Genomic DNA, 26,374 nt, shown 5'->3' with positions numbered 1-26,374 from the left:
GGCGGCGGGTGCATCGCGGGGGCAATCGCGCAGGCAATGGCGGAGGCAATGGCGCCGCGGCAACGCTCAGGCCATGCGCACGGCGTGGCGCTCGCCCTCGCCGTCCGAGGCGAAGGCCAGCAGGTCGAGGGCCTCTTTCTCCACTGCAGCGCGGTCGGCCTTCGACCAGCGTGCGAAGGGCTCCAGCAGCACGGCGGCAATGTTCTTCTTCTCGCGCTCGATCTTCCAGACACCCGCCACGAAGCCGTCGAGCAGCACCGTGCCGCGCACGATGCCGTTGGCGGTGAACACGCGGGCACGGTGCGCCTCGCTCAGCACGCGGGCGCGGTCGGCATGCGAGAGCAACAGGTTGTCCCACTCGGCCACGAGGCGCGGCGGCGCGGGCGTGTCGGGGTCGGGCCGCGGCGCGCGGGGCAGGTCGAAGAGCTCCTGGCCGTCTTCGCCCATGAACACGCGCAGCCGGGGCCGCAGGCGCTCGGCCGCGGCCTTCCAGCCGGTGAGGCCCGACCATGCGCCGGCATCGGCCAGCGTGGCGGGACCGAAGGCGGCGAGGTAGCGCAGCAGCAGGTCGTCCTGGGTGGCGGGGGTGGCATCGGCCGCCGCATCCCCGAGCCAGTCGCCAAGGGGCTGCAGCAGCGCGCTCTGGTGCGAGTTCCAGGTGCCCGCCGGCGGCAAGTGCGCGAGCGGCAGGCTGTTGCGGATCAGCGCGGCGAGCGAGGCGCTCTCGCGGCCGGTCCAGCGCAGGCCGAGGGCCTGCCCGAGTTCGGCACCGGTGCGCGGACGCTCGGCGAGCAGCGTGCGTGCGGCCTCGACCACCGCCGCGCGGTCGATGCCGTCGAGCGCCTTCTTGTGATTGCTGCCCTGCAGGCCGCGCTGATGCACCGGCTCCAGCAGCGGGCGCCATGCCAGCGCGTCGCGCGCGCTCATCAGGTGCAGCGTCCCGCGCAGGGTCGACATGCGCACGATGCGGCGCTTGTGCAATGCGTCGGTCAACTGCTCGCGCCGGAAGCCTTCGAGCCGGCTCCAGAGGCCGATGTAGGGCGGGTTGGGCGCCTGCGCCTGCAGCCCGGCCAGCCGCTCGACGGCCTGCGCCGCCGTGAGGCTGCGCCGCTGCAGCAGCATCTGCCGCGCCAGCGTGGCGCGGTTCAGCGCGCGCAGGCTCAGAACTTCTCGTGCGGCGCCAGGTATCGCCATTGCCCCACCGGCAGGTTGCCCAGCATGACCTTGCCGATGCGCACACGCTTCAGCCCCACCACCTTCAGGCCGACCAGCTCGCACATGCGGCGGATCTGCCGCTTCTTGCCTTCGGTGAGCACGAAGCGCAGCTGCTCCGGGTTCTGCCATTCGACCCGCGCCGGCTTCAGCGCCTGGCCGTCGAGGCTCAGGCCGTGGCGCAGCTTCGCGAGCATGGCCGGCGGAAACACCGCCTGCACGTTGGTGGTGACGGGGTCGTCGTCGTTCATGCGCACCAGCTGGCCGGTGGGCGCGGGCTGGCCCAGGCCGTGGTAGGCCACGCGAACCAGGTATTCCTTTTCCATCACCGAGTCTTCGCCGATGAGCTGGCGCGCGATGCGGCCGTCCTGCGTCATGACCAGCAGGCCGATGGAGTCGATGTCGAGCCGGCCGCACGGCGCCAGGCCGCGCAGCTGCTGCGGGCTGAAGAAGAAGCGCGCGTTGTCTTCGGCCCAGCGGTTCTGCGGCGTGAACAGCGTGACCGCCGGTTCATGGCCGTCCTCGGCCTGCCCGCTCACGTAGCCGATGGGCTTGTTGATGAGGATGGTGACCTGGTTCGCCTGCTGGCCCCTGGCGGCCTTGTCGATCTCGATGCGGTCGGAGGGCGTGACCTTCACGCCCATCTCGGCCGGCTTGCCGTTGACCTTCACCCAGCCGTTGGCGATCCATTCGTCGGCCTCGCGGCGCGAGCACATTTTCAGTTCGGCCATGCGCTTGTTCAGGCGCACGGCATCGGCGGGGGGAGAAGAGGGCTCGGTCATCGGAAGGCTTGATCAATGTGCGGCACCGATGCTATCCTGAACGCAAGCGCGAGCTGATCGCGCCCTTTTTGGGGGATTCCCAAGTGAGCACACGCAAGTACCAATACGCCATCGTCATCGGGCGCTTCCAGCCCGTTCATTTCGGACATCAACGACTCATCGAAGAGGCCTCGCGCGCCGCCGATCGGGTCATCGTGGTGGTCGGCTCCGACCGGCAGCCGCGAAGCGTCAAGAACCCCTTTACCTTCGACGAACGCGAACGCATGGTGCGCGCCTGCCTGCGCAGCAGCGACCAGATGCGCGTGAGCGTGGTCGGCGTGGGCGACTCGCCCTACAACGACCAGATCTGGATCGCGTCGATCCAGTCGGCGGTCGAGCGGCTCATCGCGCAGGACGGCCATGCACCGGCCAAGGCCAAGGTGGCACTGGTGGGGCACCTGAAGGACGCATCGAGCTACTACCTGAAGATGTTCCCGCACTGGGAGTTCGTCGGGCAGAACAGCGTGGAGAGCCTCAACGCCACCGACGTGCGCAGCCTCTACTTCGACCCCGAGAACCGCGGGCAGCTCGCACGCGCCGGCCTGCCCGACGGCACGGCCGCGTTCCTCGACCAGTTCACCCGCACCGCCGACTACGCCGAGCTCAGCGAAGAGCGCGCCTTCCTGCTCGACTACCGCGACAAGTACCGCTACGCAGGCAGCGAGTTTCCACCCATCTACACCACGGTCGACGCCGTCGTGGTCGAGGCCGGCCACATCCTGCTGGTGCAGCGCAAGTTCCATCCAGGCAAGGGCACTTGGGCGCTGCCCGGCGGCTTCGTCGGCCAGCAGGAGCGGCTGCAGGACGCGGCCATCCGCGAGCTGAAGGAAGAAACCCGGCTCAAGGTGCCCGTGCCAGTGCTCAACGGCAGCATGAAGGCCAGCCATGTGTTCGACGCGCCCGACCGCTCGCAGCGCGGGCGCACCATCACGCACGGCTTCTTCTTCGAACTGGCGCACAACCAGTGGGCAGGCCTTTCGGAAGTGCGCGCGGACGACGACGCGGCCGAAGTGCGCTGGGTGCCGATCGCCGAGTTCCTCGACATGCAGGACCGCATCTACGAAGACCACTTCTTCATCGCGAATCATTTTTTGGGTGGCCTGGGCAAGAACTGAACGACCAGGCTTTGTCAGCAAGAACGGCACCCGGTTGACGGGTGCCACAGTGAAAGGAGCTTTCACATGAACCGCAATCTCACCTCCTCGCCCCTGGGCAACAACCTGCTGCTTCGCACCGACTCCTACAAGGTGTCGCACTGGATGCAGTACCCGCCCGGCACGCAGACGGTATACAGCTACATCGAGTCGCGCGGCGGCATCTTCAGCCACTCGCTGTTCTTCGGGCTGCAGGCTTACCTGCGCGAATACCTGCAGACGCCGGTGACGCGCGACGACGTGGAAGAAGCCACCCTGCTCATGGCCGCGCACGGCGAGCCCTTCAACCGCGAAGGCTGGCTGCGGCTGATCGAGAAGCACGGCGGGCTGATGCCGGTGCGCATCCGCGCCGTGCCCGAAGGCAGCGTGACGCCGGTGCACAACGTGCTAGCGACCATCGAGAACACCGATCCCGAGTTCTTCTGGGTCACGAGCTTTCTCGAGACCGAGCTGCTGCGCGCTATCTGGTATCCCACCACGGTCGCCACGCTGTCGGCAGCAGCGCGCACCACGCTGCTGCGCTACCTGGAAGCGACCTGCGACGACCCGCAAGGGCAGATCGCCTTCAGGCTGCACGACTTCGGCGCGCGCGGCGTGTCGAGCCTCGAATCGGCCGCGCTCGGCGGCATGGCGCACCTGGTGAACTTCATGGGCACCGACACGCTGGCCGCGCTGGTGGCGGCGCGCCGGTACTACGACTGCGACGTGGCGGGCTTTTCGATTCCGGCGGCGGAGCACAGCACCATCACGGGCTGGGGCCGCGATCATGAAGCCGATGCGTACAGCAACATGGTCGACCAGTTCGGCAAGCCCGGCGCCACTTTTGCGGTGGTGAGCGACAGCTACGACATCTTCAATGCCTGCGCGCGCATCTGGGGCGACGAGCTGAAGGCGAAGGTGGTGGCCTCGGGCGCGACGCTGGTGGTGCGGCCGGATTCGGGCGACCCGGCGGAAACCACGCTGAAGGTGGCGCAGATCCTGGCCGAGCGCTTCGGCACGACGACCAACGCCAAGGGCTTCCGTGTGCTGAACAACGTGCGCATCATCCAGGGCGACGGCGTGAATCTCGATTCGCTGCGGCTGTGCCTGTCGAACTTTTTCCACAACGGTTTTTCGACGGAGAACATCTCCTTCGGCATGGGCGGCGGGTTGTTGCAGCAGGTCAACCGCGACACGATGCAGTGGGCGATGAAGTGCTCGGCGATGCAGGTGAACGGCGAGTGGCGCGACGTGTACAAGTCGCCCGTGGGGGACATGGGCAAGGCTTCGAAGAAGGGGCGTCTTGCGCTGGTACGCGATGCGAACGGCGTCGAAAGCACTGTGCGTGAAGAGACGCTGGCGGCGGGCCAGGCCGACTTGCTGCAGACGGTGTTCGAGAACGGGCGCATCGTGGAGAGCACCACTTTCGATGCTGTTCGCGAGCGGGCTGCTGCGGGGGTGAATCAGTTCATTACTTCGCGGGCGCCTCTCTGACGGGCAAGACTCGGGGTTCATTCATTCAGGGCGGGTGCACAGGCCACCGGGTACTCCCCTCCGCGAATGTCCCCCGCCCTTCGGGCTCCTCCTTTATTTCGCTGCGGGGAGCACCCGGTGCCCTGCGCACAACGAGCGCGGCTCTCGTGCTGGCCGATCAACCAGTGCTCTGAACGCTCACGACGGCGGGGTGCCTTGCGCAGCGAAATGAATGCGAAGGGACTTCTCGCTTCACGGTCACGGCATCGAGTGCCAAGATTGATTTGCGAAGTCAATCTGAAACCTTTTGAAGGAGAAGCCCCATGAACGAGATTACCCGAGTTGGCGTCGATCTGGCAAAGAGCGTGATCCAGGTCTACGCGGTGAACGGCGCTGGGCTGCGCGTGAGCGGGCGCGCATTGAGACGCGACAAATTCCTGGCCTGGTGCGTGCAACTTCCCGCGGGCTGCCTGGTCGCCATGGAGGCCAGCTCCAGCGCCCATCACTGGGGACGCAAGCTGCTCGCCCTGGGGTTGGATGCGCGCATCATCGCTGCGCAACATGTCCTGCCCTATCGGCCGCAGGGCAGGAGCGGCAAGAACGACGCCAACGATGCCGCCGCCATCTGCGAGGCCGCCTCGCGCCCGCACATGCACTTCGTGCCCATCAAGAGCGTCGAGCAGCAGAGCATGCTTTGCATCCACCGCCTGCGCGAGGGCTTCAAGGCACAGCGCACCGCCTGCATCAACCGCGTTCGGGGTCTGCTGGCGGAGTTCGGGGTGGTGTTCTCCCAAAGCCCCGAGGCGCTGCGCCGGGCGCTGCCCGACGCGATCGAAGACGCCAGTAACGAACTGGGTGGCCTGGCCCGGCTGGCGCTGCAGCGCGCCTATGCACAGTGGCAGGAACTCGATGCGCATATGCAATGGTGCGACGAGCGCATCGCCGCGCACGGCAAGGCCAGCGAGCAGGTGCGTCAGGCTGAGCAGTTGATGGGCGTGGGGCCGGTCACCGCATCCGCTGTGGTGGCCACCGTGGTCGACTTCAAGCAATTCAAGAATGGTGCGCAGTTCGGCGCCTGGCTGGGCCTGACGCCCCGGCAGAACTCCAGCGGCGGCAAGAACAACCTGGGGCGCATCACCAAGCGAGGCGACTCGTACCTGCGCACGTTGCTCATCCAGGGGGCCAAATCGGTGGTGCTGACAGCGCACAGACGACAGGACCCGATCTCGCGCTGGGCACAGGCGCTGCGCGAGAGATCGGGCTGGCAGACGGCGGTGGTGGCGCTGGCCAACAAGAACGCGCGCATCCTGTGGGCCGTGTTCGCAAGGGGCCGGGCCTTCGATGCACACCACGTGAGCACCAAGCCGCCAGGCGCCATCGCCGCGGTCATTGCCACGTAGCGCGATCCACTTGAACAAGCTCGGTTGTTTATCTGCTTGCCAGACGTGAGTTCGAAGATGCAATGAACAGGTCAGACCGGCAGCGGGCAAGCTCGACTCCTCCTTGGTGGCGCCAATTGCAGTGGGCATCACGAGAAATGAATGGAGCCCCGCTGAGCGGTTCGTATCTGGGTCCGCACGGCCACGAGCCGGTGCAACAAGACCGACGGTAGATGTGCAGTCTGTTCCTCGTTTCGTTGCAGCTTGGTCCTCATCACACGGCAGGCAATACAGCCTGGCAAGAAAACAGCCTTGACTGGGTGAGAAGTCCCGGTAAAAGGAGGAGGCCGCAGGCCGGGGGACATTCGCGGAGCAAGGTACCCCGTCGGCGTGAGCGCGCACTGAATGACGGCGTCAAACGACGGCCCCAAAAAGCACCGCCACACAGCATCGCCATAATCCGCCCAACTCCCGGATTTCATGACCAAACTCCTGATCCTCAGCGTGAGCGCCGGCAACGGCCACGTGCGTGCAGCACAGGCGCTTGCCGCCACCGCCCAGACCCTCGCCCCGCCCTGCACGGCGGTCCACATCGATGCGATGGCCCATGTGGCCGGCGGCTTTCGAAAGGTCTACACCGACTGGTACATCCAGCTCGTGAACCGGGCCCCCGAGCTGTGGTCGTACCTGCACCAGCGCACCGACACCACGCCGCACCACGCGCCCTCGCAACGCCTGCGCCGCGGCATCGAGCGGCTGAGCACCGGCGCCCTCGTGAAGGAAATCCGCCGCGAGCAGCCCGACGCCGTGATCTGTACGCACTTCCTGCCCGCGGAACTGCTGATGCGCGAGCGCAACCGCGGCCGCATCGACTACCCCGTGTGGCTGCAGATCACCGACTACGACCTGCACAACATGTGGCTCGTGCCGGGCATGGCCGGCTACCTGGCCGCCACGGAAGAAGTGGCGTTCCGCCTGCGGGCGCGCGGCATTCCGGCGGACCGCATCCACGTCACAGGCATCCCCGTGATGCCGGCGTTCTCCGAGCCCGACGCACCGGCGCTCGCGCGCAACGCCTGTGCAACAGAACTGGGCCTCGATCCTTCGCGGCCGGTGCTGCTGATGGCCTCGGGCGGCGCGGGCGTGGGCGACCTGCCGAGCATGGTCGAGCGCGTGCTCGGCCTCGGCGGCGAAGGCAGCTTCCAGGTCATTGCCGTGGCGGGCCGCAACGTGGAGGCATACGGCAAGCTGGAGGCGCTGGCCAGGCGCTACCCGGGGCGCGTGGTCGCCATCGGCTTCACCAACGAAATGCACAAGATGATGGCCGCGTCCGACCTCGTCGTCACCAAGCCGGGCGGTCTCACGGTGTCGGAATGCCTGGCGCTGGGCAAGCCGATGCTGCTGATCTCGCCCATCCCCGGGCAGGAAGAACACAACGCCGGCTTCCTGATGGAAGAAGGCGCCGCGTGGCTGGCCTACGACGCCATCGGCCTCGACTACAAAGTGGCGCGCCTGATGGCCGACACCGCCAAGCTCGCGAACATGGCCGCCCGCAGCCGCGCGCTGGGCAAGCCGCAGGCCGCGCGCGCGGTGCTGCAACACGTTCTGTCGGATAGCGCGGCATGAACCGCGACACCGAAAAGACCGGCGTGGGCCGCACGCTCGGCTATCTCGCCTGGGTGGCCGTCATGGCCTTCTTCTTCGCCAACGCCGAGATCCAGATCGAAGGCGGCGCCGGCTGGGCGACGTCGCTGCCGACCTGGCGCATCGAGAACAGCATCTGGCTCGACATCTTCTGGGGCGGCCGCGCGATGACGGGCTACCACGCATGGGTGTTCACGTTCATGGCGCTGGTGTTCTTCTCGCCGCTGGCCTTCAACGGCCGCTGGACATGGCGCAACGTCGGGCTCGCGGTGGCGGGGCTGATCGTGTTCTGGGTCTGCGAGGACTTCCTGTGGTTCATCATCAACCCGGCCTTCGGCTGGGCGCGCTTCAACCCGGTCGACGCGTTCTGGCACAAGCACTGGCTGTGGGGCGCGCCGGTGGACTACTGGGGCGGCCTCGCGGTGGCGCTGCTGATCCTCTCGGTTCGCCACTGGAAGCGCAAGCCATGAGCGCGGCTGGCGGCGACGACGAAACGCGCCCCGGCCACTGGGCCGACCCGCTCGACGAACTGCACGTCGAGAACCTGCACCGCATCACGCCCACGCTGTACCGCAGCGCGCAGCCCCGGCGCGCCAACATGGCCGCGCTGCAGGCGCTCGGTATTCGCACGGTGGTGAGCCTGCGCTCGTTCAACGACGACAAGAAGGTGTTCGCCGGCACCGGCATGCGGCTGGTGCGCGTGCCGATCAACACCTGGTCCATCGACGACGCCAAGGTGCTGCGCGCGCTGCTCGCCATCCGCGAGGCGGAGAAGCAGGGGCCGGTGCTGATCCACTGCATGCACGGCGCCGACCGCACCGGCGTGATCGCCGCGGTCTACCGCATGGCCGTGCAGGACTGGGACAAGGACAGCGCGCGCCACGAGATGCTGCGAGGCGGCTACGGCTACCACACGCTGTGGCGCAACATCCCGCGCTACATCGAGCGGCTCGACCCCGCGAAGATGTGCCACGCGCTGGCGCATGCCCCCGTGATCCCCGTGGTGTCCTGAAGGCGCCAGCGGCTTCCGTACCCCGCTCCTATACTGGCCGCCCCGTGGCCGATGGCCATCTGCGAAGCTTCACGAAGGGCTCTTCCATGGCACTCCAAATCCGCTCCCTCGTTCGCGCGAACGGCGAACTCGAACTCTCTCTGCACGACGACCCGATCCCCGAACCGCAGGCCCACGAAGTGGTGATCCGCGTCGAGGCGTCGCCCCTGAACCCGTCGGACCTGGGCCTGCTGTTCGGCGCGGCCGACATGAGCACCGCCAAGGCCTCGGGCACGCCCGAGCGCCCGGTCGTCACCGCCACCGTGCCCGAGCGCGTGCTTCCCGCGATGGCGGCGCGGCTCGACCAGTCGATGCCGGTGGGCAACGAAGGTGCGGGCGTGGTGGTCAAGGCCGGATCGTCGCCGGCCGCGCAGGCGCTGCTCGGCAAGACCGTGGCGGCCATCGGCGGCGCGATGTACTCGCAGTACCGCTGCCTCGCCGCCGCCCAGTGCCTGGAACTGCCGGACGGCACCACGCCGACCGAAGGCGCATCCTGCTTCGTCAACCCGCTCACCTCGCTCAGCATGGTCGAGACCATGCGCATGGAGGGCCACAAGGCGCTGGTGCACACGGCCGCCGCGTCCAACCTGGGCCAGATGCTCAACAAGATCTGCCAGAAGGACGGCATCGCGCTCGTCAACATCGTGCGCAAGCAGGAGCAGGAAGACCTGCTGCGCGGCCTGGGCGCGAAGTACGTCTGCAACGCCACCTCGCCCACCTTCCTCGAAGACCTGACGCAGGCGCTGGTAGAGACCGGCGCCACGCTGGCCTTCGACGCCACCGGCGGCGGCAAGCTCGCCGGGCAGATCCTCGGCTGCATGGAAGCGGCACTGAACCGCACCGCCAAGGAATACAGCCGCTACGGCTCGACCACGCACAAGCAGGTCTACATCTACGGCGGCCTTGATCGCTCTCCCACCGAATTCGTGCGCAACTTCGGCATGGCGTGGGGCATGGGCGGGTGGCTGCTGTTTCCGTTCCTCGGCAAGCTCGGCGATGCCGGTACGCAGCGTTTGAAGGCCCGTGTCGTGGCGGAGCTGAAGACCACCTTCGCCAGCAAGTACACGCGCGAGGTTTCGCTGGTGGAGATGCTGCAGCTCGATGCGATCGGGGTTTATGGCAAGCAGGCTACTGGTGAGAAGTTCCTGCTGAATCCGAACAAGTGATCGTGGTCTCCGGGTAAAGCGCCCGGTACACGGTACGGCGCGTACCGGGCTCTGCCGGGAGGTTGATGCCGGCTGCCCTCACCACAGCCCTCTAGCGGGCAGCAGCCAACGCAGTGCACCAAAAACTTAGACCACCAGCCGATACCCCACAGCCGTCTCCGTCAGCAAATGCCGGGGCTGCGCGGGATCGGCCTCGAGCTTCTGCCGCAGGTGCCCCATGTAGATGCGCAGGTAGTGGCTCTGGTCGGTGTGCGACGGTCCCCACACTTCGCGCAGCAGTTGGCGCTGCGTCAGCACGCGGCCTGCGTTTGCGACCAGAACCGACAGCAGCCGGTATTCGGTGGGCGTCAGGTGTACTTCAGCGCCGGCCCGCCGCACGAGCCGCGCCGCGCGGTCGAACTCGATCTCGCCGAAGCGGAACAGCGCCTCGGCCGGTTCGTCATTGCCGCCGCCCGCGGCGCGGGGGCGCCTGAGGTTGGCACGCACGCGCGCCAGCAGTTCGCCGGTGCCGAAGGGCTTGGTCAGGTAGTCGTCGGCGCCGGCATCGAGGGCGGCGATCTTGTCGGCCTCGTCGGTGCGCGCCGACAGCACGATGATCGGCACAGCCGACCAGCCGCGCACGTCGCGGATCAGCGAGACGCCGTCGCCGTCGGGCAGGCCGAGGTCGAGCACCAGCAGGTCGGGCTGCCGCGTGCCGGCCGCCGCCAGGCCGTCGCGCAGGGTGCCGGCCTCGTGCACCAGCCAGCCTTCGGCCTCGAGCGCGCCGCGCACGAACCTGCGTATCTGCGGTTCGTCTTCGATCACGATGGCGGTGGGGGCTGGCATGGGTTCAGAGTTGTGCTTCGGCGGATTCGGGCGGCTCGCGGCGCGGCAGCGTGACCGTGAATTCTGCACCGCCGCCGCGCGCATTCGACGCGGTGATCTCGCCTCCGTGCGCGCTCACCACCGCCTTGCAGATTGCCAGGCCCAGGCCCACGCCCGGCGTCGCCGATTCGGCCTCGCCGCGCGTGAACTTGTCGAACAGCTTCTGCTCGTGGCCGAGCAGCGCGGCGGGCAGGCCAGGGCCGTGGTCGCGCACGGTGAGCACCAGCGTGCCGGGCTCGGCCCGCGCGCCGACTTCGATGGGCGGCGCGCCGTACTTGGTGGCGTTCTCCAGCAGGTTGACGAGCACGCGCTCGATCAGCACCGCGTCGAACTCGACCAGCGGCAGCCCGGCGCCGAGCGCGGTGTGCACGACGGTGTCGCCCAGCGAGGTGCGCGCCGCGCGGATGGCCGAGCCCACCACCTCTTCCACCGACTGCCAGTCGCGCCGCAGGTTGACCGCGCCGCCGGCGATGCCGCTTTCGAGCCGCGCCATGTCGAGCAGGTTGTTGACCAGCGCATGCAGCTCGTGCGCCTGCGCGACGATGGCGCGCGCGGCGTTGTCGCGCTCCTCGGGCGGCAGGGTCTGCAGCGATTCGGCCAGCGCGATCAGCGCGGTGAGCGGGGTGCGCACGTCGTGCGAGATGGCGCCGAGCAGCGCGTTGCGCAGCCGCTCCGACTCCATCTCGACCACTGCCTGCTGCGCCACCTCGACGTAGTGCACCCGCTCCAGCGCGATGGCGATCTGCCGCGCCAGCGTGTCGAGCTGCTGCGCCTGCTCGGGAATGAGCAGCCAGCGCGGCTGCGCGGGCGACAGCGCCAGCACGCCGCGCACGCGCATCGGCGCGCGCAGCGGCACGTAGTGCCAGGGCTGCGCGGCCAGCGTGGCGGTCGCCAGGCCGGCCGGCTGGCCGTGGCGGAAGGCCCAGTCGGCCACCTGCGGATCGAAGCCTTCGGGTGCGTTGGCCGGCAGCACGAGCTGGTCGGCCGCGTCGGTCACCAGCACCATCGCATGGCCGCCGAAGTGCCCCTGCACCGCGGCCGTACCGAGCGTGACCACCTGCGAGCTTTCGAGCGCGGCGGACAGCTCCCGCGTCAGCTCGAACAGCGAGCGAGCGCGCCGCTCGCGGCTGGTCGACACACCGGCTGCGAAGCGCAGGCCGGCCGTCAGCTGCCCCACCAGCAGGCCGACGCCCAGCATGATGGCGAAGGTCAGCACGTACTGCACGTCGCTGACCGCGAAGGACAGGCGCGGCGGCACGAAGAAATAGTCGAAGGCCGCGACGTTGAGCAGCGCCGCCAGCGCCGAAGGCCCGCGCCCGAAACGCATTGCCACGCCCACTACGCCCAGCAGGAACAGCATGACGATGTTCGACAGCTCCAGCACGCTGGCAAGCGGCGTGCACACCAGTGTCAGCGCGATGCTGGTGGCGGTGGCCCATGCGTAGGCCGGCCAGTAGGTGGGCGCTTTCTCGTGGTCGTCGCTGTCGATGCGCGCACCTTCCAGCGGCGCGCGCGACAGGCGGCGCGAGCTGTCGGCAGGCGCGACTTCCATGATGTCGAGCGTGGGCGCGCGTTGCGCCAGCGCGCGCGATAGCGGGGGCGATGCGGCGGCGGGCCACCAGCGGCGCCAGCCCGCGGCCGGCTCCGAGCGCCCGAGCACCAGGGTTGCGCAGTTGAGGCGCCGTGCCTGTTCGGCGAGCTGCTCCGCCACGTCGGAGCCGGTGAGCACCGCCGTGGCCGCCCCCAGTTCCTCGGCCAGCTTGAGCACGGCGAGGATGCGGTCGCGCTCGGCGGCCGCCAGCCTTTGCAGGCGGGGCGTCTCGACATACGCCGCATGCCAGCGCACATTGAGCTGGCCCGCCAGCCGCGCCGCGGTGCGCACCGTCTGCGCCGCGCCTTCGTGCGGACCGACGCAGGCGAGGATCGCGCCCGAGGTGTTCCAGGCCTGCAGGCCGCGCCCTTTTCCGTTCCCGCCGGCACCCGGCCCCGACTGCTCCACGCGCCAGCCGCGCACGTCGTCTTCCACGTGTTCGGCGGTGCGCCGCAGCGCGATCTCGCGCAGCGCGATGAGGTTGCCCTTGCGGAAGAAGTTCTGCGCCGCACGCTCGGCCACGTTCTCGCCATGGCGCGGCAGGTAGACCTTGCCGGCAGCGAGCCGCGCCGTCAGTTCGTCGGGCGTGACGTCGACCAGCACCACCTCGTCGGCCTCGTCGAGCACGGTGTCGGGCACGGTCTCGTGCACCCGCACGCCGGTGATGGCGCCGACCGTGCCGTTCAGGCTCTCCAGGTGCTGCACGTTGAGCGCCGACCACACCTCGATGCCGGCGGCCAGCAGCTCCTGCACGTCCTGCCAGCGCTTGGCATGGCGCGAGCCGGGGGCGTTGGTGTGGGCCAGTTCGTCGACCAGCAGCACGGCTGGCTTGCGGGCCAGCGCGGCGTCGAGGTCGAACTCGGCGAGGGTGCGGCCGCGGTAGGCCAGCTCGCGCAGCGGCAGCGCGTCGAGCCCCGCGAGCAGCGCGGCGGTCTCGCTGCGGCCGTGGGTCTCGACCACGCCGATGAGCACGTCGCGGCCGGCGGCGCGTTCGCGTTGCGCGGCGCTCAGCATGGCCCAGGTCTTGCCGACGCCAGCGCTGGCACCGAAGTAGATGCGCAGCTTGCCGCGCTGCGCGCGCGCTTCGTCGCTGCGCAGTTGCGCGAGCAGGGCGTCGGGGTCGGGGCGGTCGTCGAGCATGGGTGCCGCGCAGGTTATCGCATCGGAGGGTCCTTGCGGCGGTCCGCGTGCCGCCGCGCGGTGCGCGAGAGCACCCACCAGGCAAAGCCCAGCGGCACGAACAGCGCCGCCATCGCCAGCAGCGCAAGAAGCAGGTCAGTGACCATGGCCGAGGCCGCAGCGCGCGAGGTGATCGCGCCAGCTCACGAGCCGGCCGATCTCGCCCGAAGGCACGCATTCGATCAGGCGATGCAGCACGTCCGCGTAGCTGCCGATCGGCAGGCGGATCATCAGGCGCACGCAGGGCGCATCGCTTTCCTGCGTGCTGCAGGCGTGCAGCAGCGGCTCGCAGCGCACCACACCCGCGTCGGGGCAGCCGGCCATGCTGCGGCGCACGCGCAGGGCGTCGGCGCAGCAGACGGTGACGTCGAGCACGTAGTACGGCCCCGTGCCCTGCTTGCTGTTCGGCTTGCTCATGAGTGCGTGCGTTCGCGGCACGCCGGGGTGTTCTCGGTAGGCGGCATAGGCCATGGTTTGTTTCTCCTCAACGGGGAGTCGAAGGACTGAAGGAACCTGCAAAAGCGTCGAGCGCGATGTTCAGCGCGAGCACGTTGACGCGCGACTCGCCCAGGAAGCCCCACTTGGGGCCTTCCGTGTTGTCGGTGATCAGCGTGTTGACGCGGTCCAGCGGAATGCCGCGCACGCGGGCGACACGCGCTGCCTGGTAGCGCGCTGCGGCCGGGCTGATGTCCGGGTCGAGGCCGCTGGCCGATGCGGTGACCAGGTCGACCGGCACCGGCGCGGTGTTGCCCGGGTCGGCCGCGCGCAGCGCCTCGACGCGCGCCTTCACGGCATCGGTCAGCGCCGGGTTGAGCGGGCCCTGGTTCGAGCCGCCGGAGGCCACGCCGTTGTAGGGCTGCGGCGCGGTGGCCGACGGGCGGCCCCAGAAGTGCTTCGGATCGCTGAAGTTCTGGCCGATGAGCTTCGAGCCCACCGTGGTGCCGTCGAGCACGACCAGGCTGCCGGCCGCCTGCGCGGGGAACACCGCCTTGGCGGCGCCGGTGACGGCCATCGGGTAGATCAGGCCGGTGAGCGCGCTCAGCAGCACGAAGAGCACGAGCGCGGGGCGGGCGATGTTGCCGCTGTTGTTGTTCATGATGAAAAACTCCTCAGACGAGATGGACGACGACAAGAAGCCAGTCGATCAGCTTGATGCCGATGAAGGGCACCAGCAAGCCGCCCAGGCCGTAGATGGCCAGGTTGCGGCGCAGCAGCGACGCGGCGCCCACGGGCCGGTAGCGCACGCCCTTCAGTGCCAGCGGAATCAGGAACACGATGACCAGCGCGTTGAAGATCACCGCGCTCAGGATGGCCGAGGACGGGCTCGCCAGCCGCATCACGTTCAGCGCGCCCAGCTGCGGATAGGTCGACACGAAGATCGCCGGAATGATGGCGAAGTACTTCGCCACGTCGTTGGCAATGGAGAAGGTGGTGAGCGAGCCGCGCGTCATGAGCAGCGCCTTGCCGGTCTCCACCACTTCCAGCAGCTTGGTCGGGTTGGAGTCCAGGTCGACCATGTTGCCGGCCTCCTTGGCGGCCTGCGTGCCGCTGCCCATGGCCACGGCCACGTCGGCCTGCGCGAGCGCGGGGGCGTCGTTGGTGCCGTCGCCGGTCATGGCCACGAGGCGGCCTTCGGACTGGTACTGGCGGATGAGCGCCAGCTTGTCCTCGGGCGTGGCTTCGGCCAGGAAGTCGTCCACGCCGGCTTCGGCCGCGATGGCCGCCGCCGTGAGCTTGTTGTCGCCGGTGATCATCACCGTCTTGATGCCCATGCGGCGCAGTTCGGCAAAGCGCTCCTTGATGTCGGTCTTGACGATGTCCTTGAGCTCGACCACGCCGAGCACGCGGTTGCCTTCGGCCACGGCCAGCGGCGTGCTGCCGCGGCGGGCGGTTTCCTCGGCCGCGCGCAGCACCTCGGGCGCCATGCTGCCGCCGAGCGCTTCCACATGGCGGCGCACCGCATCGACCGCGCCCTTGCGCAGCAGGATGTCGTCGGTGTCCAGGCTGTTGGGCTCGGCCGGCAAATCGACGCCGCTCATGCGGGTCTGCGCGGTGAAGGGCACGAAGCGCGCGCCCTCCACGGCGGTGGTGTCCAGCCCGTCGCGGCGGGCCAGTTCGACGATGCTGCGGCCTTCGGGCGTCTCGTCGGCGAGCGACGAGAACATGGCGGCGCGCGCCAGCCGGGCCTTGGTGATGCCGGGCGCGGGCAGGAACGAAGTGGCCTGGCGGTTGCCGTGCGTGATGGTGCCGGTCTTGTCGAGCAGCAGCACGTCGACGTCGCCGGCGGCTTCCACCGCGCGGCCCGAGGTGGCGATCACGTTGGCCTGCATCATGCGGCTCATGCCGGCCACGCCCACGGCCGACAGCAGCCCGCCGATGGTGGTCGGAATCAGGCACACCAGCAGCGCGACCAGCGCGGTGAGCGACACCACGGTGCCGGCGCCGGCGGCTTCCACGCTGAAGATCGAGAACGGCAGCAGCGTGACCGTGACCATCAGGAACACGATGGTCAGCGCCACCAGCAGGATGGTCAGCGCGATCTCGTTGGGCGTCTTCTGGCGCTTGGCGGCCTCGACCATGCCGATCATGCGGTCGAGGAAAGACTCGCCCGGGTTCACCGAGATGCGCACCACCAGCCAGTCGGACAGCACGCGGGTGCCGCCGGTCACGGCCGAGAAGTCGCCGCCCGATTCGCGCACCACGGGCGCCGATTCGCCGGTGATGGCGCTTTCGTCCACCGAGGCCACGCCTTCGATCACTTCGCCGTCGAGCGGGATCACGTCGCCGGTCTCGACCAGCACGACATCACCCTTGCGCAGGTTGGGCGCCTGCTCCGGCAGCCACTGTGCGCCGTGATGCGGCTCCTGCAGCTTCTTGGCCCAGGTGTCCTTGCGCAGCCCGCGCAGCGAAGCGGCCTGCGCCTTGCTGCGGCCTTCGGCCAGGGCTTCGGCGAAGTTCGCGAACAGCACGGTGAACCACAGCCAGATGGTCACGGCCAGCACGAAGGCGGGCTTCATGCCGGTGTCGCCCGGGAAGCTCAGCGCATGCACCCAGAGCACCGTGGTCAGGATGCTCCCGATGTACACGATGAACATCACCGGGTTGCGCCACTGGGTGCGCGGGTTGAGCTTTGCGAAGGCGGCCCACAGCGCGGGCTTGACCAGCGCCGCGTCGAACAGCGAAAGAGAAGATTTGGTTTGCATGTCAGTTGCTCCTCAAAGGGAGGTTCCAGGAACACCGCGGAACCGGCTTTGCCGGGCCGCAGGTGTTGCCCCCGGCGAGGGGGGATGGCGAAGCGACACGAAGTGCGCGAAGCCTGGGGGAGTGCTTCATTTCCAGAGCACCAGGTGTTCGACGATGGGCCCGAGAGCCAGCGCCGGCACATAGTTGAGCAGGCCGACCAGCAGCACCGTGCCGATCAGCAGGGAGACGAACAGCGGGCCGTGCGTGGGCAGCGTGCCGCTGGTGACGGGCAGGCGCTTCTTGGCGGCCAGCGCGCCGGCCACGGCCAGCACCGGCACGATCATCGCGAAGCGGCCGAGCCACATGGCCAGCGCGAGCAGGCCGTTGTAGAAGGGCGTGTTGGCCGACAGGCCCGCGAAGGCGCTGCCGTTGTTGTTGGCGGCCGAGGTCAGCGCGTACAAAATTTCAGAGAAGCCATGCGCGCCCGGGTTCGCGATGCCGGCCTTGCCGGCGCCCGCGATCACCGCCACCGCCGTGCCCGCCAGCACCAGGACCGGCGTGACCAGGATGGCGATGGAGATCAGCTTCATCTCGCGCACCTCGATCTTCTTGCCGAGGTACTCCGGCGTGCGGCCGATCATCAGCCCGGCGATGAATACCGCGAGCATCGCGAAGATCAGCATGCCGTACAGGCCAGAGCCCACGCCGCCGAACACCACTTCGCCCAGCTGCATCAGCACCATCGGCACCATGCCGCCCAGCGGGGTGAGCGAGTCGTGCATGCCGTTGACCGCGCCGCAGGATGCGGCCGTGGTGATGGCGGCGAAGAGCGACGAGGCATCGATGCCGAAGCGCACTTCCTTGCCTTCCATGTTGCCGCCGGCCTGCAGCGCGTTCGACACCTGGTCGACCCCGAGCGAGGCGAACAGCGGGTTGCCTGCCTGCTCGGCGGGCGTGATGACCATCACCGCGATGACGAACATGATCGTCATCGCCGCGAGCACGGCCCAGCCCTGGCGCATGTCGCCGACCACGCGGCCGAAGGTGAAGCACAGCGCCGCCGGGATCAGGAAGATCGCGATCATCTGCAGCAGGTTCACCAGCGCCGTCGGGTTTTCATACGGATGCGCCGAGTTGGCGTTGAAGAAGCCGCCGCCGTTGGTGCCGAGCATCTTGATGGCTTCCTGCGAAGCCACCGGGCCCATGGCCAGGGTCTGCGTCTTGGTGGTGGCGTCTTCCATCACCGGCTGGCCCTTCTCGTCCTTCAGCGGCTGGCCGTCGGCGCCGTTCTTCGGCTGCTGGAAGGCGGTGGTCTCGAGCGTGCTCACCTCCTTGTAGGCGTCGAAGTTCTGGATCACGCCCTGGCCCGCGAAGATCATCGCGAGCACGAACGAGATCGGCACCAGCACCCACAGCGTGATGCGCGTGACGTCGGCCCAGAAGTTGCCGACCAGCCCCTTGCCGTCGCCGCGACGCGCGAAGCCGCGCACCAGCGCGAAGGCCACCGCGATACCGGTGGCGGCGGAGAAGAAGTTCTGCACCGTCAGGCCGAGCATCTGCGTGAGATAGCTCATGGTCGACTCGCCGGAGTAGCCCTGCCAGTTGGTGTTGGAGACGAAGCTCACCGCGGTGTTGAAGGCCGAGTCGGGCGACACGGCCGTCATGCCCGCGGGGTTCAACGGCAGCCAGCCCTGCAGGCGCTGCAGGGCGTAGACGAAGATCGCGCCGATGGCATTGAAGGCCAGCAGCGCGAGCGCGTAGCGCAGCCAGTGCATCGACTGCTCGGGCTTGGTGCCGGCGAGCTTGTACAGTGGCGCCTCGACGCGCTGCATCCAGCGCGGCACGCGCTCGTTGCACAGTGCGGCAAGGAACTTGCCTACGGGCCAGGCCAGCACCAGCAGCGCGGCCATGAAAAGGGCCAGCAGGCCCCATGCGGAGGAGGTCATTTCAGAATTCCTCCGCGCAGATCAGCGCGAACACCAAGTAGGCGAAAAGCACCACGGCGATCAGAGCGCCGAAGCCGTAAAGAACTTCGAGGCTGATCATGACGGCGCTCCGTCGGTCTTGTTCGATGGCTTCGGTGCGTCGAGCCTGTTCAGCCCGACCACCATGGCCCCCACCACGGCCCAAAGCGCCAGCAAGGCGCCCATCCAGACGATGTCCATACATCACTCCTGCAAACGAGAAAAGATGGGCTTCAGTCTCGGCAGTCGTGCGTCAAAACGGGGGAAAGAGTGAAGGTATGGCCGTAAAGAAAGCGTAAAAACGGCGGCTGCGAGGGCAGTTTCAGCGCTTGAAGCCCGGCACCTGGACTGATGCGCAGGGCGATGTGTCTTCCGTCGAGGGAACCACGTCGAAGGCAGCGTAGTTGCCGTCATGCGTGGACCATTTTGGCGAATACACGTTCGAGAAAACGTGTAGTTCCACTCCATCGAAAAGCGTCCGCACCGCATTCGCCACCTCGGCAGCGCGGCGTTGCGCCAACTGCTTCGCCCCCGGTGCGGTGCTGCGCGCCACGCCCTCGATATCCACCGCGTTCGCGTGCGGATACAGGCGGCGGAAGTGGTCCAGCCGGGTGGCGATCAACGCGATCTGGTCATGATCGAGAGTTGCAGAGCCCTCGGCGAAGACAACGACGGTCGAGACTGCGGGCGTGCATGCCTGTGCCACGCTACAAGCGCTCAGCCCGATCTGGGCAACAAGGAAAAAATAGAAGCCTCTACTCAGCATAAAGCACATACCCCACGATGCTGTCCGCGTTCACTCTCGCCGCGCTTGGCTTTGAGGCCAGCAGATTCAGACTCTGCCCCATTTGATAGACCGCATCGTTCGATGAAAACACGTCGTTGAAATGAGTCGCCTCGTGGATGATGGTTGCGAGCTTCGAATCGATTCTGTAGGAGATATCGGGAAGTTCGCAGAACGCGAGCCCTATTCCGATCGTGCGCGTCTCCAGGTCGGGTTTACATACTTCGGCAGCAAGACGGTCGCCATTGCCCGAAGGAACACAACCAAGGCTGCGCATCAAGTCCTCGGAGTAGCGTACAAAATTGGCCTCTGTCAGTCCCTTCAGTACACGGCTGCATGACCTTAGGCCGACACCCAGATGGCGACGCAAGTCTTCGTCGTTCTGGCCGAACCATTTGGCCGCGTGTTCACGCTCGGCCTTGCCCCACACCCCCAAGTCCTTGACGCGCCTTTCGACCAGATCGACGGCCAGATCTCGCAGCCCCATGACCTTGGTGGCGAATTCCTTGTTGGTCATGTTCGGGCAGATCTTCTCTATCTGTTCGGCCTGAGGCGGATGCTCCACCATGCCATCGACCAGCTTCTTACTTGCGGCAACAGCTGCGGCATCACCCGTGAACCACCCCGGCGACGCCGCGAAGCCCGGTTCGAATTCATCCGCAGCCCAAGCCATCTCATCGTCATAGACCGGCGCATATCGCTGCCCGGAAACAAGCGGCGGCGGAACCGGGCAGTGGCAGACCACCACGTCACCCTCCAGTGCCATCTCGGCACCATGAAAACATCCTCTGCGAGGCCCGCCGGCCTTGGCAATGATGCCAACGCTGTTGCAACCCTCGCAGTACGCCCGCCCGCCGATCAGCGCGATGCGGTGTCCGAACACATCCGACATATGGCCGCCATAGGGCAGCACCGCACCACCCGGCGCCGGTGGATCACCCACCACGATCACCTTTCGCATCATTCCGATGAATCTCCAAGTTGAAGACAGCAACTTGTAGAGAGCCCAGGTGACGCCGGCACCAATCGCCGCGGACAAAACCCCGGCGTCGCGACTTACTTCACGCGGCGCATCCGGCGAAACAGAGGAGCCCGACAGTCACAACACGACCGGCTGGCACGTCTTCAGGTCTGCGGGGTTCCCCCGCGCAACACCTGGAGAACCCGACATGCACAGCAGCAGCCTCGCTCGAATAGCCCCGGCCTATGACGGCCATTGCCAAGCCGTCCTCGACAGGCGGCCGGCGCCATCAAATAATCAAAGCTCTCTCTTTGATTAATAATGGACGTCGTAATGAACGAGCAATCAAGGGCCTGGCTGGGCGCCGGCCTGGCGACATTGGTACTGGGGGGAGCCGGCTACGGGCTCGTCACGAAGCTCGAGCCGGCACACGCGCAGGGCGCCGGCATGCCGCCGGCCAAGGTGGCCGTTGCCACCGCGCAGAAGACGGAGGTGGCGCGCTTCCTCAGCGGCATCGGCACGCTGGAGGCCAACCGGCAGGTCGAGGTGCCGGCCGAGGTGGAAGGCCGCGTCGCGAAGATCCTCTTCACGCCCGGCGGCGAGGTGCGCGCGGGGCAGCTGCTGGTGCAGCTCAACGACGCGCCCGAGCAAGGCGACCTGGAGCGCCTGACGGCCCAGCGCGCCAATGCCAAGGCGCTGCTGGAGCGCACGCGCCGCCTGCTGCCGCAGCAGGCGGCCACGCAGGAGCAGCTCGAACAGGCGCAGGCCGCCTTCGACCAGGCCAGCGGCGACCTCCGGCGCGCCCAGGCCGTGCTCGAGCAGAAGCGCATCAAGGCGCCGTTCGACGGCGTGCTCGGCATCCGCCGCGTCAACCTCGGCCAGTTCGTGCGGGCCGGCGATGCGCTGGTGTCGCTCACCGACAGCCGCACGCTCTTCGCCAACCTCACGCTGCCTGAAACCGCGCTGCCCGTGCTCAAGCGCAACCAGCAGGTGTCGCTGTCGGTCGATGCGTATCCGGGGCGGGTGTTCCAGGGCAGGCTCAGCACCATCGAGCCGCAGATCGGCAGCGACACACGCACCGTGCGCCTGCAGGCCACCATCGACAACGCAGACGGCGCGCTCACGCCCGGCATGTTCGTCAACGGCAAGGTCGCGCTGCCTGCACGCACCGACGCCATCACCGTGCCCGAGACGGCCATCACCTACAGCACGCACGGCGACTCCGTCTTCGTGGTGCGGCCCGCCGAGAAGGGCGACGGCTTCACCGCGCAGCAGGTGTTCGTGAAAGCCGGCGAGCGGCAGGACGGTCTGGTCGTGATCGAGAAGGGCCTGACGCCCGGCGACAAGGTCGTCACCTCCGGCCAGCTGCGCCTGTACACCGGCGCGGCCGTGATGCCGACGGCGACAGACACGCTGGCCGTCGCGCAGGAATCGAAGCCATGAAGTTCACCGACCTCTTCGTGCGCCGGCCCGTGCTGGCGCTGGTGGTGAGCACGCTCATCCTGCTGCTCGGCGCGCGTGCGCTGGGCGACCTGCCGGTGCGGCAATACCCGCTGACCGAGAGCACCACGCTCACCATCACCACGCAGTACCCCGGCGCCTCGCCGGAGCTGATGCAGGGCTTCGTCACGCAGCCGATCGCGCAGGCAGTGGCGACCATCGAGAACGTCGACTACCTGTCGTCGTCTTCCACGCTGGGCCGCAGCGTGATCAGCGTGCGCATGAAGCTCAACGCCGACGCCAACCAGGCGCTCACGCAGGCGATGGCGCAGGTCAGCCAGGTCAAGTACCGGCTGCCGGCCGAGGCCTTCGACCCGGTGATCCTGAAGTCATCGGGCGAAGCCACCGCGGTGGCCTACGTCGGCTTCTCCAGCAAGACGATGCCGATGCCGGCGCTCACCGACTACCTCTCGCGCGTGGTGCAGCCTCAGTTCGCGTCCATCACCGGCGTGTCGGGCGTCGAGGTTTCGGGCGGGCAGACGCTGGCCATGCGCGTGTGGCTCGACCCCAACCGCATGGCCGCGCGCGGAATCTCGGCCGGCGAGCTGGCCGACGCGCTGCGCCAGAACAACGTGCAGGCCGCGCCCGGTCAGGTGAAGGGCCTGTACGTGGTGTCGAACATCCGCGTGAACACCGACCTGGTGAACGTGGCCGAGTTCCGCGACATGGTGGTCAAGCGCGAAGGTGACGCCATCGTGCGCCTTGGCGACGTGGCCACCGTGGAGCTGGGCGCTGCAAGCGCCGACAGCAGCGCCACGATGGACGGCGTGCCCGCCATCTACCTCGGCCTGCAGGCGGCACCCAACGGCAATCCGCTGGTGATCGTGAAGCGCATCCGCGACCTGCTGCCCGGCATCAAGCAGAACCTGCCGCCGGGCGTGGAAGTGCAGCTGCCCTTCGAGCTGGCACGCTTCATCGAGGCTTCCATCGACGAGGTGCAGAAGACGCTGCTCGAAGCCATCGCCATCGTGGTGATCGTGATCTTCCTGTGCCTGGGCTCGGTGCACGCGGTGCTGATCCCGGTGGTGACCATTCCGCTGTCGATGCTGGGCGCCGCCGCGCTGATGCTGCTGTTCGGCTTCAGCATCAACCTGTTGACTTTGCTGGCGATGGTGCTGGCCATAGGGCTGGTGGTGGACGACGCCATCGTGGTGGTGGAGAACGTGCACCGCCACATCGAGGAAGGCAGATCGCGCGTGCAGGCCGCGCTGATCGGCGCGCGCGAAGTGGCAGGCCCGGTGATCGCGATGACGCTCACGCTGGCCGCGGTGTACGCACCCATCGGCCTCATGGGCGGGCTCACGGGTTCGCTCTTCAAGGAGTTCGCCTTCACGCTGGCGGGCGCGGTGGTGGTGTCGGGCGTGATCGCGCTCACGCTGTCGCCGGTGATGAGTTCGTTCCTGCTGCCGCAGGACACCACGGGCAGCCGCATGGCGCGCGCGGCCGAGGCGTTCTTCCACAAGCTAGCCACGGGCTACGGCCGGCTGCTCGACGTGTCGCTGCACCACCGCTGGGTGACCGGCGTGTTCGCTGCGCTGGTGCTGGCGAGCCTGCCCTTCCTCTACAACGCGGCGCAGCGCGAGCTGGCTCCGGGCGAAGACCAGGCCATGGTGCTCACGGCCATCAAGTCGCCGCAGCACGCCAACATCGACTACGTCGAGAAGTTCGGCAAGAAGTGGGACGAGGTGTTTGCCACGCTGCCCGAGAACACCGGCCGCTGGCTCATCAACGGCTCCGACGGCGTGTCGAACAGCATCGGCGGCGTGCAGCTGTCCGACTGGAAAGACCGCAAGCGCAACGCCGACCAGATCCAGGGCGACACGCAGGGCCGCATGAACGAGGTGGAAGGCAGCAGCGTCTTCGCGTTCCAGCTGCCCTCGCTGCCAGGCTCGACCGGCGGGCTGCCGGTGCAGATGGTGATCCGCAGCGCGGGCGACCACCGCACCGTGTTCGAGGCCATGGAAGCGCTGAAGAAGTCGGCGCGCGACAGCGGCAAGTTCGCCGTGGTCGACAGCGACCTGGAGTTCAACAACCCCACGGTCGAGATCCGCGTGGACCGCGCCAAGGCCAACAGCATGGGCGTGACGATGAAGTCCATCGGCGACACGCTGGCGGTGCTGGTGGGCGAGAACTACGTCAACCGCTTCGGCATGGACGGCCGCTCTTACGACGTGATTCCGCAGTCGCCGCGCGAGCAGCGCCTGTCGGCCGAGGCACTGTCGCGCTACTTCGTGAAGAGCGCGAGCGGCCAGCCCGTGCCGCTGGCCAACCTGGTGCAGCTGTCGACCAGCGTGGGCCCCAACAAGCTCACGCAGTTCAACCAGCTCAATGCGTCCACCTTCCAGGCCATTCCGATGCCGGGCGTGACCATGGGCGACGCGGTGGCCTTCCTGAGCGAAGAGGCGAAGAAGCTGCCGGCCGGCTTCAGCTACGACTGGCAGTCGGACGCGCGGCAGTTCACGCAGGAGGGTTCGGCGCTGGTGATGGCCTTCGTGTTTGCCATCGTGGTGATCTACCTGGTGCTGGCCGCGCAGTACGAGAGCCTGCGCGACCCGCTGATCATCCTGATCAGCGTGCCGATGTCGATCTGCGGCGCGCTGGTGCCGCTGGCGCTGGGCTTCGGCACCATCAACATCTACACGCAGATCGGACTGGTGACGCTGATCGGGCTCATCAGCAAGCACGGCATCCTGATGGTGGAGTTTGCCAACGAGATCCAGATGCACAAGGGACTCGACCGGCGCGCATCGATCGAGGAGGCCGCGCGCATACGGCTGCGCCCCATTCTGATGACCACCGCCGCGATGGTGGTGGGCCTGGTGCCGCTGCTGTTCGCGAGCGGCGCGGGGGCCAACAGCCGCTTCAGCATCGGCCTGGTGATCGTGGTCGGCATGCTGGTGGGCACGCTGTTCACGCTGTTCGTGCTGCCCACCATGTACACGCTGCTGGCGCGCGACCACCGCGCGGCGGGCCGCTCGCGGCGCACGGCCGAACTCGATGCGCTGGCCGAAGGAGCATGACCATGAACCGACTCTTTTCATACACCGCGCCCTTTTCGTTGAGCCTGCTCGTGCTGGCCGGCTGCGCGGTCGGGCCTGAGTACACCGCGCCTTCGGACGCGCCGGTTGCCATCTCCGCGCCCGAGCGCTCGCTGTTCGCCGACGACGCGGTGCAGCGCGACTGGTGGCGCCAGCTCGACGACCCGCAACTCGATGCGCTGATCGACCGCGCGCTGGCCGCCAACCACGACATCCGCATCGCGCAGGCCCGCTTGCTCGAAGCCCGCGCCACGCAGACCGAGGCGGAGCTAGACCGGTTGCCGGTGGTCACCGCAGGCGCGAGCAAGACGCGCAGCATCGCGCAAGGCAACGACGGCGCGCAGCCCGATGTGCGCTCGCTGTCGCAGAGCAGCCGCGCGGGCTTCGACGCCTCTTGGGAAATCGACCTGTTCGGCCGGCTGAAGCGGCTCGATGAAGCAGCGACCGCACGCGCCGAAGCCAGCGCCGCCGACCTCGAGCAGGTGCGCATCGTGGCCGTGGCCGAACTGGCGCGCAACTACTACGAGATGCGCGGCGCGGAGCAGCGCATTGCCGTGACGCGCCGCACGCTCGACAGCCTGCGCCAGAGCCTGCGCGTGACCGATGCGCAGGTGCGGACCGGCCGCGGCCTCGAAGGCGACCTGGCGAGCGCGCAGGCCAACCTGGCGACCACCGAGAGCCAGCTGCCCGCGCTGGAAACGGCGCGCCGCCAGGCAGCCTACCGCGTAGCGGTGCTGGCCGGCCTGCGCCCCGCCGAGCTCGAACCGATGCTGCAGCCCCGGCCGCTGCATGCGCTCGACAAGCGCCTGCCCGTCGGCGACCTGGCCGACCTGTTGCGGCGCCGGCCCGACGTGCTGCGCGCCGAGCGCGGCCTCGCGGCCAGCACGGCGGACGTGGGCGCGGTCACGGCCGAGCTTTATCCGCGCTTCGACATCGGCGGCTTCCTCGGTTTCATCGCCTTGCGCGGTTCAGACCTGGGAAGCTCGTCGAGCCGGGCTTTCAGCGTGACGCCCGGCGTGAGCTGGCCCGCCCTGCGGCTGGGCTCGGTGAAGGCCCGCGTGCGCGGCGCCGAGGCCCGCGCCGAAGGCGACCGCGCGCTCTACGAGCAGACCGTGCTGCGCGCCATCGAGGACGTCGAGAACGCCCTCACCGGCTACGGCCAGAACCAGCTGCGGCTGCAGCGGCTGATGGAGGCCTCGGCCCGCAGCGGCCGCGCCGCCGAACTGGCCGAGGTGCGCTACCGCGAAGGCGCCGCGCCCTACCTGAGCGTGCTCGACGCCCAGCGCACCCTGCTGCGCACGCAAGATGCCGTGGCCGAGGCCGAAACCGCCTCGTACACCAGCCTCGTCGCGCTCTACAAGGAGCTGGGCGGCGGCTGGCAAGCACCCGCGGCGGCAAGGGGAGGTCCAACCACCTGACAATGGACCCGTT

23 protein-coding genes are annotated in these 26,374 nt (G+C 68.1%); 10 read left to right on the top strand and 13 right to left on the bottom strand.

From position 1 onward, the window contains the following. Positions 1 to 66 precede the first annotated feature (66 nt). Complete coding sequence (locus ACQY8B_RS26260; protein WP_422084608.1) at positions 67 to 1,194, bottom strand: winged helix DNA-binding domain-containing protein; 1,128 nt, start codon at positions 1,192 to 1,194, stop codon at positions 67 to 69. After that, positions 1,161 to 1,994 carry a pseudouridine synthase gene (locus ACQY8B_RS26255; protein ID WP_422084607.1) on the bottom strand — a complete coding sequence of 278 codons (834 nt, stop codon included), beginning with the start codon at positions 1,992 to 1,994 and terminating at the stop codon, positions 1,161 to 1,163. Before ACQY8B_RS26255 ends, ACQY8B_RS26260 begins: the two co-directional genes overlap by 34 nt. 83 nt (positions 1,995 to 2,077) lie before the next feature. Between ACQY8B_RS26255 and ACQY8B_RS26250 the strand changes: the two genes are divergently transcribed. The 7 genes from ACQY8B_RS26250 (at position 2,078) to ACQY8B_RS26220 (ending at position 9,879) form a co-directional block, all read left to right on the top strand. Continuing rightward, complete coding sequence (locus ACQY8B_RS26250; protein ID WP_422084606.1) at positions 2,078 to 3,148, top strand: bifunctional nicotinamide-nucleotide adenylyltransferase/Nudix hydroxylase; 1,071 nt, start codon at positions 2,078 to 2,080, stop codon at positions 3,146 to 3,148. A gap of 66 nt (positions 3,149 to 3,214) precedes the next feature. Then, positions 3,215 to 4,660: a nicotinate phosphoribosyltransferase gene (locus ACQY8B_RS26245; protein WP_422084605.1), complete on the top strand. Its 1,446-nt coding sequence runs from the start codon at positions 3,215 to 3,217 to the stop codon at positions 4,658 to 4,660. A 302-nt stretch (positions 4,661 to 4,962) separates the two neighbouring features. Then, positions 4,963 to 6,039 carry an IS110 family transposase gene (locus tag ACQY8B_RS26240; RefSeq protein WP_422084604.1) on the top strand — a complete coding sequence of 359 codons (1,077 nt, stop codon included), beginning with the start codon at positions 4,963 to 4,965 and terminating at the stop codon, positions 6,037 to 6,039. Between the two features lie 459 nt (positions 6,040 to 6,498). Further along, the gene (locus ACQY8B_RS26235) at positions 6,499 to 7,644 is read left to right on the top strand and encodes an MGDG synthase family glycosyltransferase (RefSeq protein ID WP_422084603.1); all 1,146 of its coding nucleotides are present in this window, start codon (positions 6,499 to 6,501) and stop codon (positions 7,642 to 7,644) included. Further along, a complete protein-coding gene (locus ACQY8B_RS26230) occupies positions 7,641 to 8,132 on the top strand; it encodes a hypothetical protein (protein WP_422084602.1) in 492 nt (163 codons plus the stop codon). Before ACQY8B_RS26235 ends, ACQY8B_RS26230 begins: the two co-directional genes overlap by 4 nt. Next, positions 8,129 to 8,674 carry a dual specificity protein phosphatase family protein gene (locus ACQY8B_RS26225; RefSeq protein WP_422084601.1) on the top strand — a complete coding sequence of 182 codons (546 nt, stop codon included), beginning with the start codon at positions 8,129 to 8,131 and terminating at the stop codon, positions 8,672 to 8,674. Before ACQY8B_RS26230 ends, ACQY8B_RS26225 begins: the two co-directional genes overlap by 4 nt. Positions 8,675 to 8,760: 86 nt before the next feature. Then, positions 8,761 to 9,879 carry a zinc-binding dehydrogenase gene (locus ACQY8B_RS26220; RefSeq protein WP_422084600.1) on the top strand — a complete coding sequence of 373 codons (1,119 nt, stop codon included), beginning with the start codon at positions 8,761 to 8,763 and terminating at the stop codon, positions 9,877 to 9,879. 126 nt (positions 9,880 to 10,005) lie between these two features. Here ACQY8B_RS26220 and kdpE read toward each other — a convergent pair whose 3' ends face one another. The 11 genes from kdpE to ACQY8B_RS26165 all read right to left on the bottom strand — a co-directional run bounded on the left by kdpE (position 10,006) and on the right by ACQY8B_RS26165 (position 20,483). Continuing rightward, on the bottom strand, positions 10,006 to 10,704 hold the full coding sequence (gene kdpE / locus ACQY8B_RS26215; RefSeq protein WP_422084599.1) for a two-component system response regulator KdpE: 699 nt from the start codon (positions 10,702 to 10,704) through the stop codon (positions 10,006 to 10,008). 4 nt (positions 10,705 to 10,708) lie between these two features. Further along, positions 10,709 to 13,474: a DUF4118 domain-containing protein gene (locus tag ACQY8B_RS26210; RefSeq protein WP_422084598.1), complete on the bottom strand. Its 2,766-nt coding sequence runs from the start codon at positions 13,472 to 13,474 to the stop codon at positions 10,709 to 10,711. 14 nt (positions 13,475 to 13,488) lie between these two features. Then, a complete protein-coding gene (locus tag ACQY8B_RS26205) occupies positions 13,489 to 13,620 on the bottom strand; it encodes a hypothetical protein (protein ID WP_267898697.1) in 132 nt (43 codons plus the stop codon). Beyond that, on the bottom strand, positions 13,610 to 13,984 hold the full coding sequence (locus tag ACQY8B_RS26200) for a hypothetical protein (protein WP_422084597.1): 375 nt from the start codon (positions 13,982 to 13,984) through the stop codon (positions 13,610 to 13,612). Before ACQY8B_RS26200 ends, ACQY8B_RS26205 begins: the two co-directional genes overlap by 11 nt. A gap of 13 nt (positions 13,985 to 13,997) precedes the next feature. After that, positions 13,998 to 14,609 (bottom strand): potassium-transporting ATPase subunit KdpC, encoded by a 612-nt coding sequence (kdpC, locus tag ACQY8B_RS26195; protein ID WP_422084596.1) that lies wholly within the window; start codon positions 14,607 to 14,609, stop codon positions 13,998 to 14,000. A 13-nt stretch (positions 14,610 to 14,622) separates the two neighbouring features. Beyond that, positions 14,623 to 16,716 carry a potassium-transporting ATPase subunit KdpB gene (gene kdpB / locus ACQY8B_RS26190; RefSeq protein WP_422084595.1) on the bottom strand — a complete coding sequence of 698 codons (2,094 nt, stop codon included), beginning with the start codon at positions 16,714 to 16,716 and terminating at the stop codon, positions 14,623 to 14,625. A 126-nt stretch (positions 16,717 to 16,842) separates the two neighbouring features. Next, complete coding sequence (gene kdpA, locus ACQY8B_RS26185; protein WP_422084594.1) at positions 16,843 to 18,642, bottom strand: potassium-transporting ATPase subunit KdpA; 1,800 nt, start codon at positions 18,640 to 18,642, stop codon at positions 16,843 to 16,845. A gap of 1 nt (position 18,643) precedes the next feature. Next, positions 18,644 to 18,742: a K(+)-transporting ATPase subunit F gene (gene kdpF / locus ACQY8B_RS26180; RefSeq protein WP_019657711.1), complete on the bottom strand. Its 99-nt coding sequence runs from the start codon at positions 18,740 to 18,742 to the stop codon at positions 18,644 to 18,646. Beyond that, a complete protein-coding gene (locus ACQY8B_RS26175; RefSeq protein ID WP_267898696.1) occupies positions 18,739 to 18,861 on the bottom strand; it encodes a hypothetical protein in 123 nt (40 codons plus the stop codon). The genes kdpF and ACQY8B_RS26175 overlap by 4 nt, the downstream gene beginning before the upstream one ends. Before the next feature lie 121 nt (positions 18,862 to 18,982). Continuing rightward, positions 18,983 to 19,435 (bottom strand): hypothetical protein, encoded by a 453-nt coding sequence (locus ACQY8B_RS26170; RefSeq protein WP_422084593.1) that lies wholly within the window; start codon positions 19,433 to 19,435, stop codon positions 18,983 to 18,985. Further along, positions 19,416 to 20,483, bottom strand: coding sequence for a M35 family metallo-endopeptidase (locus tag ACQY8B_RS26165; RefSeq protein WP_428744992.1), 1,068 nt, complete (start codon positions 20,481 to 20,483; stop codon positions 19,416 to 19,418). The genes ACQY8B_RS26170 and ACQY8B_RS26165 overlap by 20 nt, the downstream gene beginning before the upstream one ends. A 255-nt stretch (positions 20,484 to 20,738) precedes the next feature. Between ACQY8B_RS26165 and ACQY8B_RS26160 the strand changes: the two genes are divergently transcribed. The 3 genes from ACQY8B_RS26160 to ACQY8B_RS26150 are packed head-to-tail and all read left to right on the top strand — an operon-like array spanning position 20,739 to position 26,361. Further along, positions 20,739 to 21,848, top strand: a complete 1,110-nt coding sequence (locus ACQY8B_RS26160; RefSeq protein ID WP_422084591.1) for an efflux RND transporter periplasmic adaptor subunit — start codon at positions 20,739 to 20,741, stop codon at positions 21,846 to 21,848. Next, positions 21,845 to 24,925: a MexW/MexI family multidrug efflux RND transporter permease subunit gene (locus ACQY8B_RS26155; RefSeq protein WP_422084590.1), complete on the top strand. Its 3,081-nt coding sequence runs from the start codon at positions 21,845 to 21,847 to the stop codon at positions 24,923 to 24,925. Before ACQY8B_RS26160 ends, ACQY8B_RS26155 begins: the two co-directional genes overlap by 4 nt. Next, positions 24,922 to 26,361 carry an efflux transporter outer membrane subunit gene (locus tag ACQY8B_RS26150; RefSeq protein ID WP_422084589.1) on the top strand — a complete coding sequence of 480 codons (1,440 nt, stop codon included), beginning with the start codon at positions 24,922 to 24,924 and terminating at the stop codon, positions 26,359 to 26,361. The genes ACQY8B_RS26155 and ACQY8B_RS26150 overlap by 4 nt, the downstream gene beginning before the upstream one ends. The last annotated feature ends 13 nt before the right edge of the window (positions 26,362 to 26,374 follow it).

The sequence above is a fragment of the Variovorax sp. genome, from assembly GCF_965279555.1.
Lineage (GTDB): Bacteria > Pseudomonadota > Gammaproteobacteria > Burkholderiales > Burkholderiaceae_C > Variovorax.
This window is presented reverse-complemented; position numbering and strand designations above follow the sequence as displayed.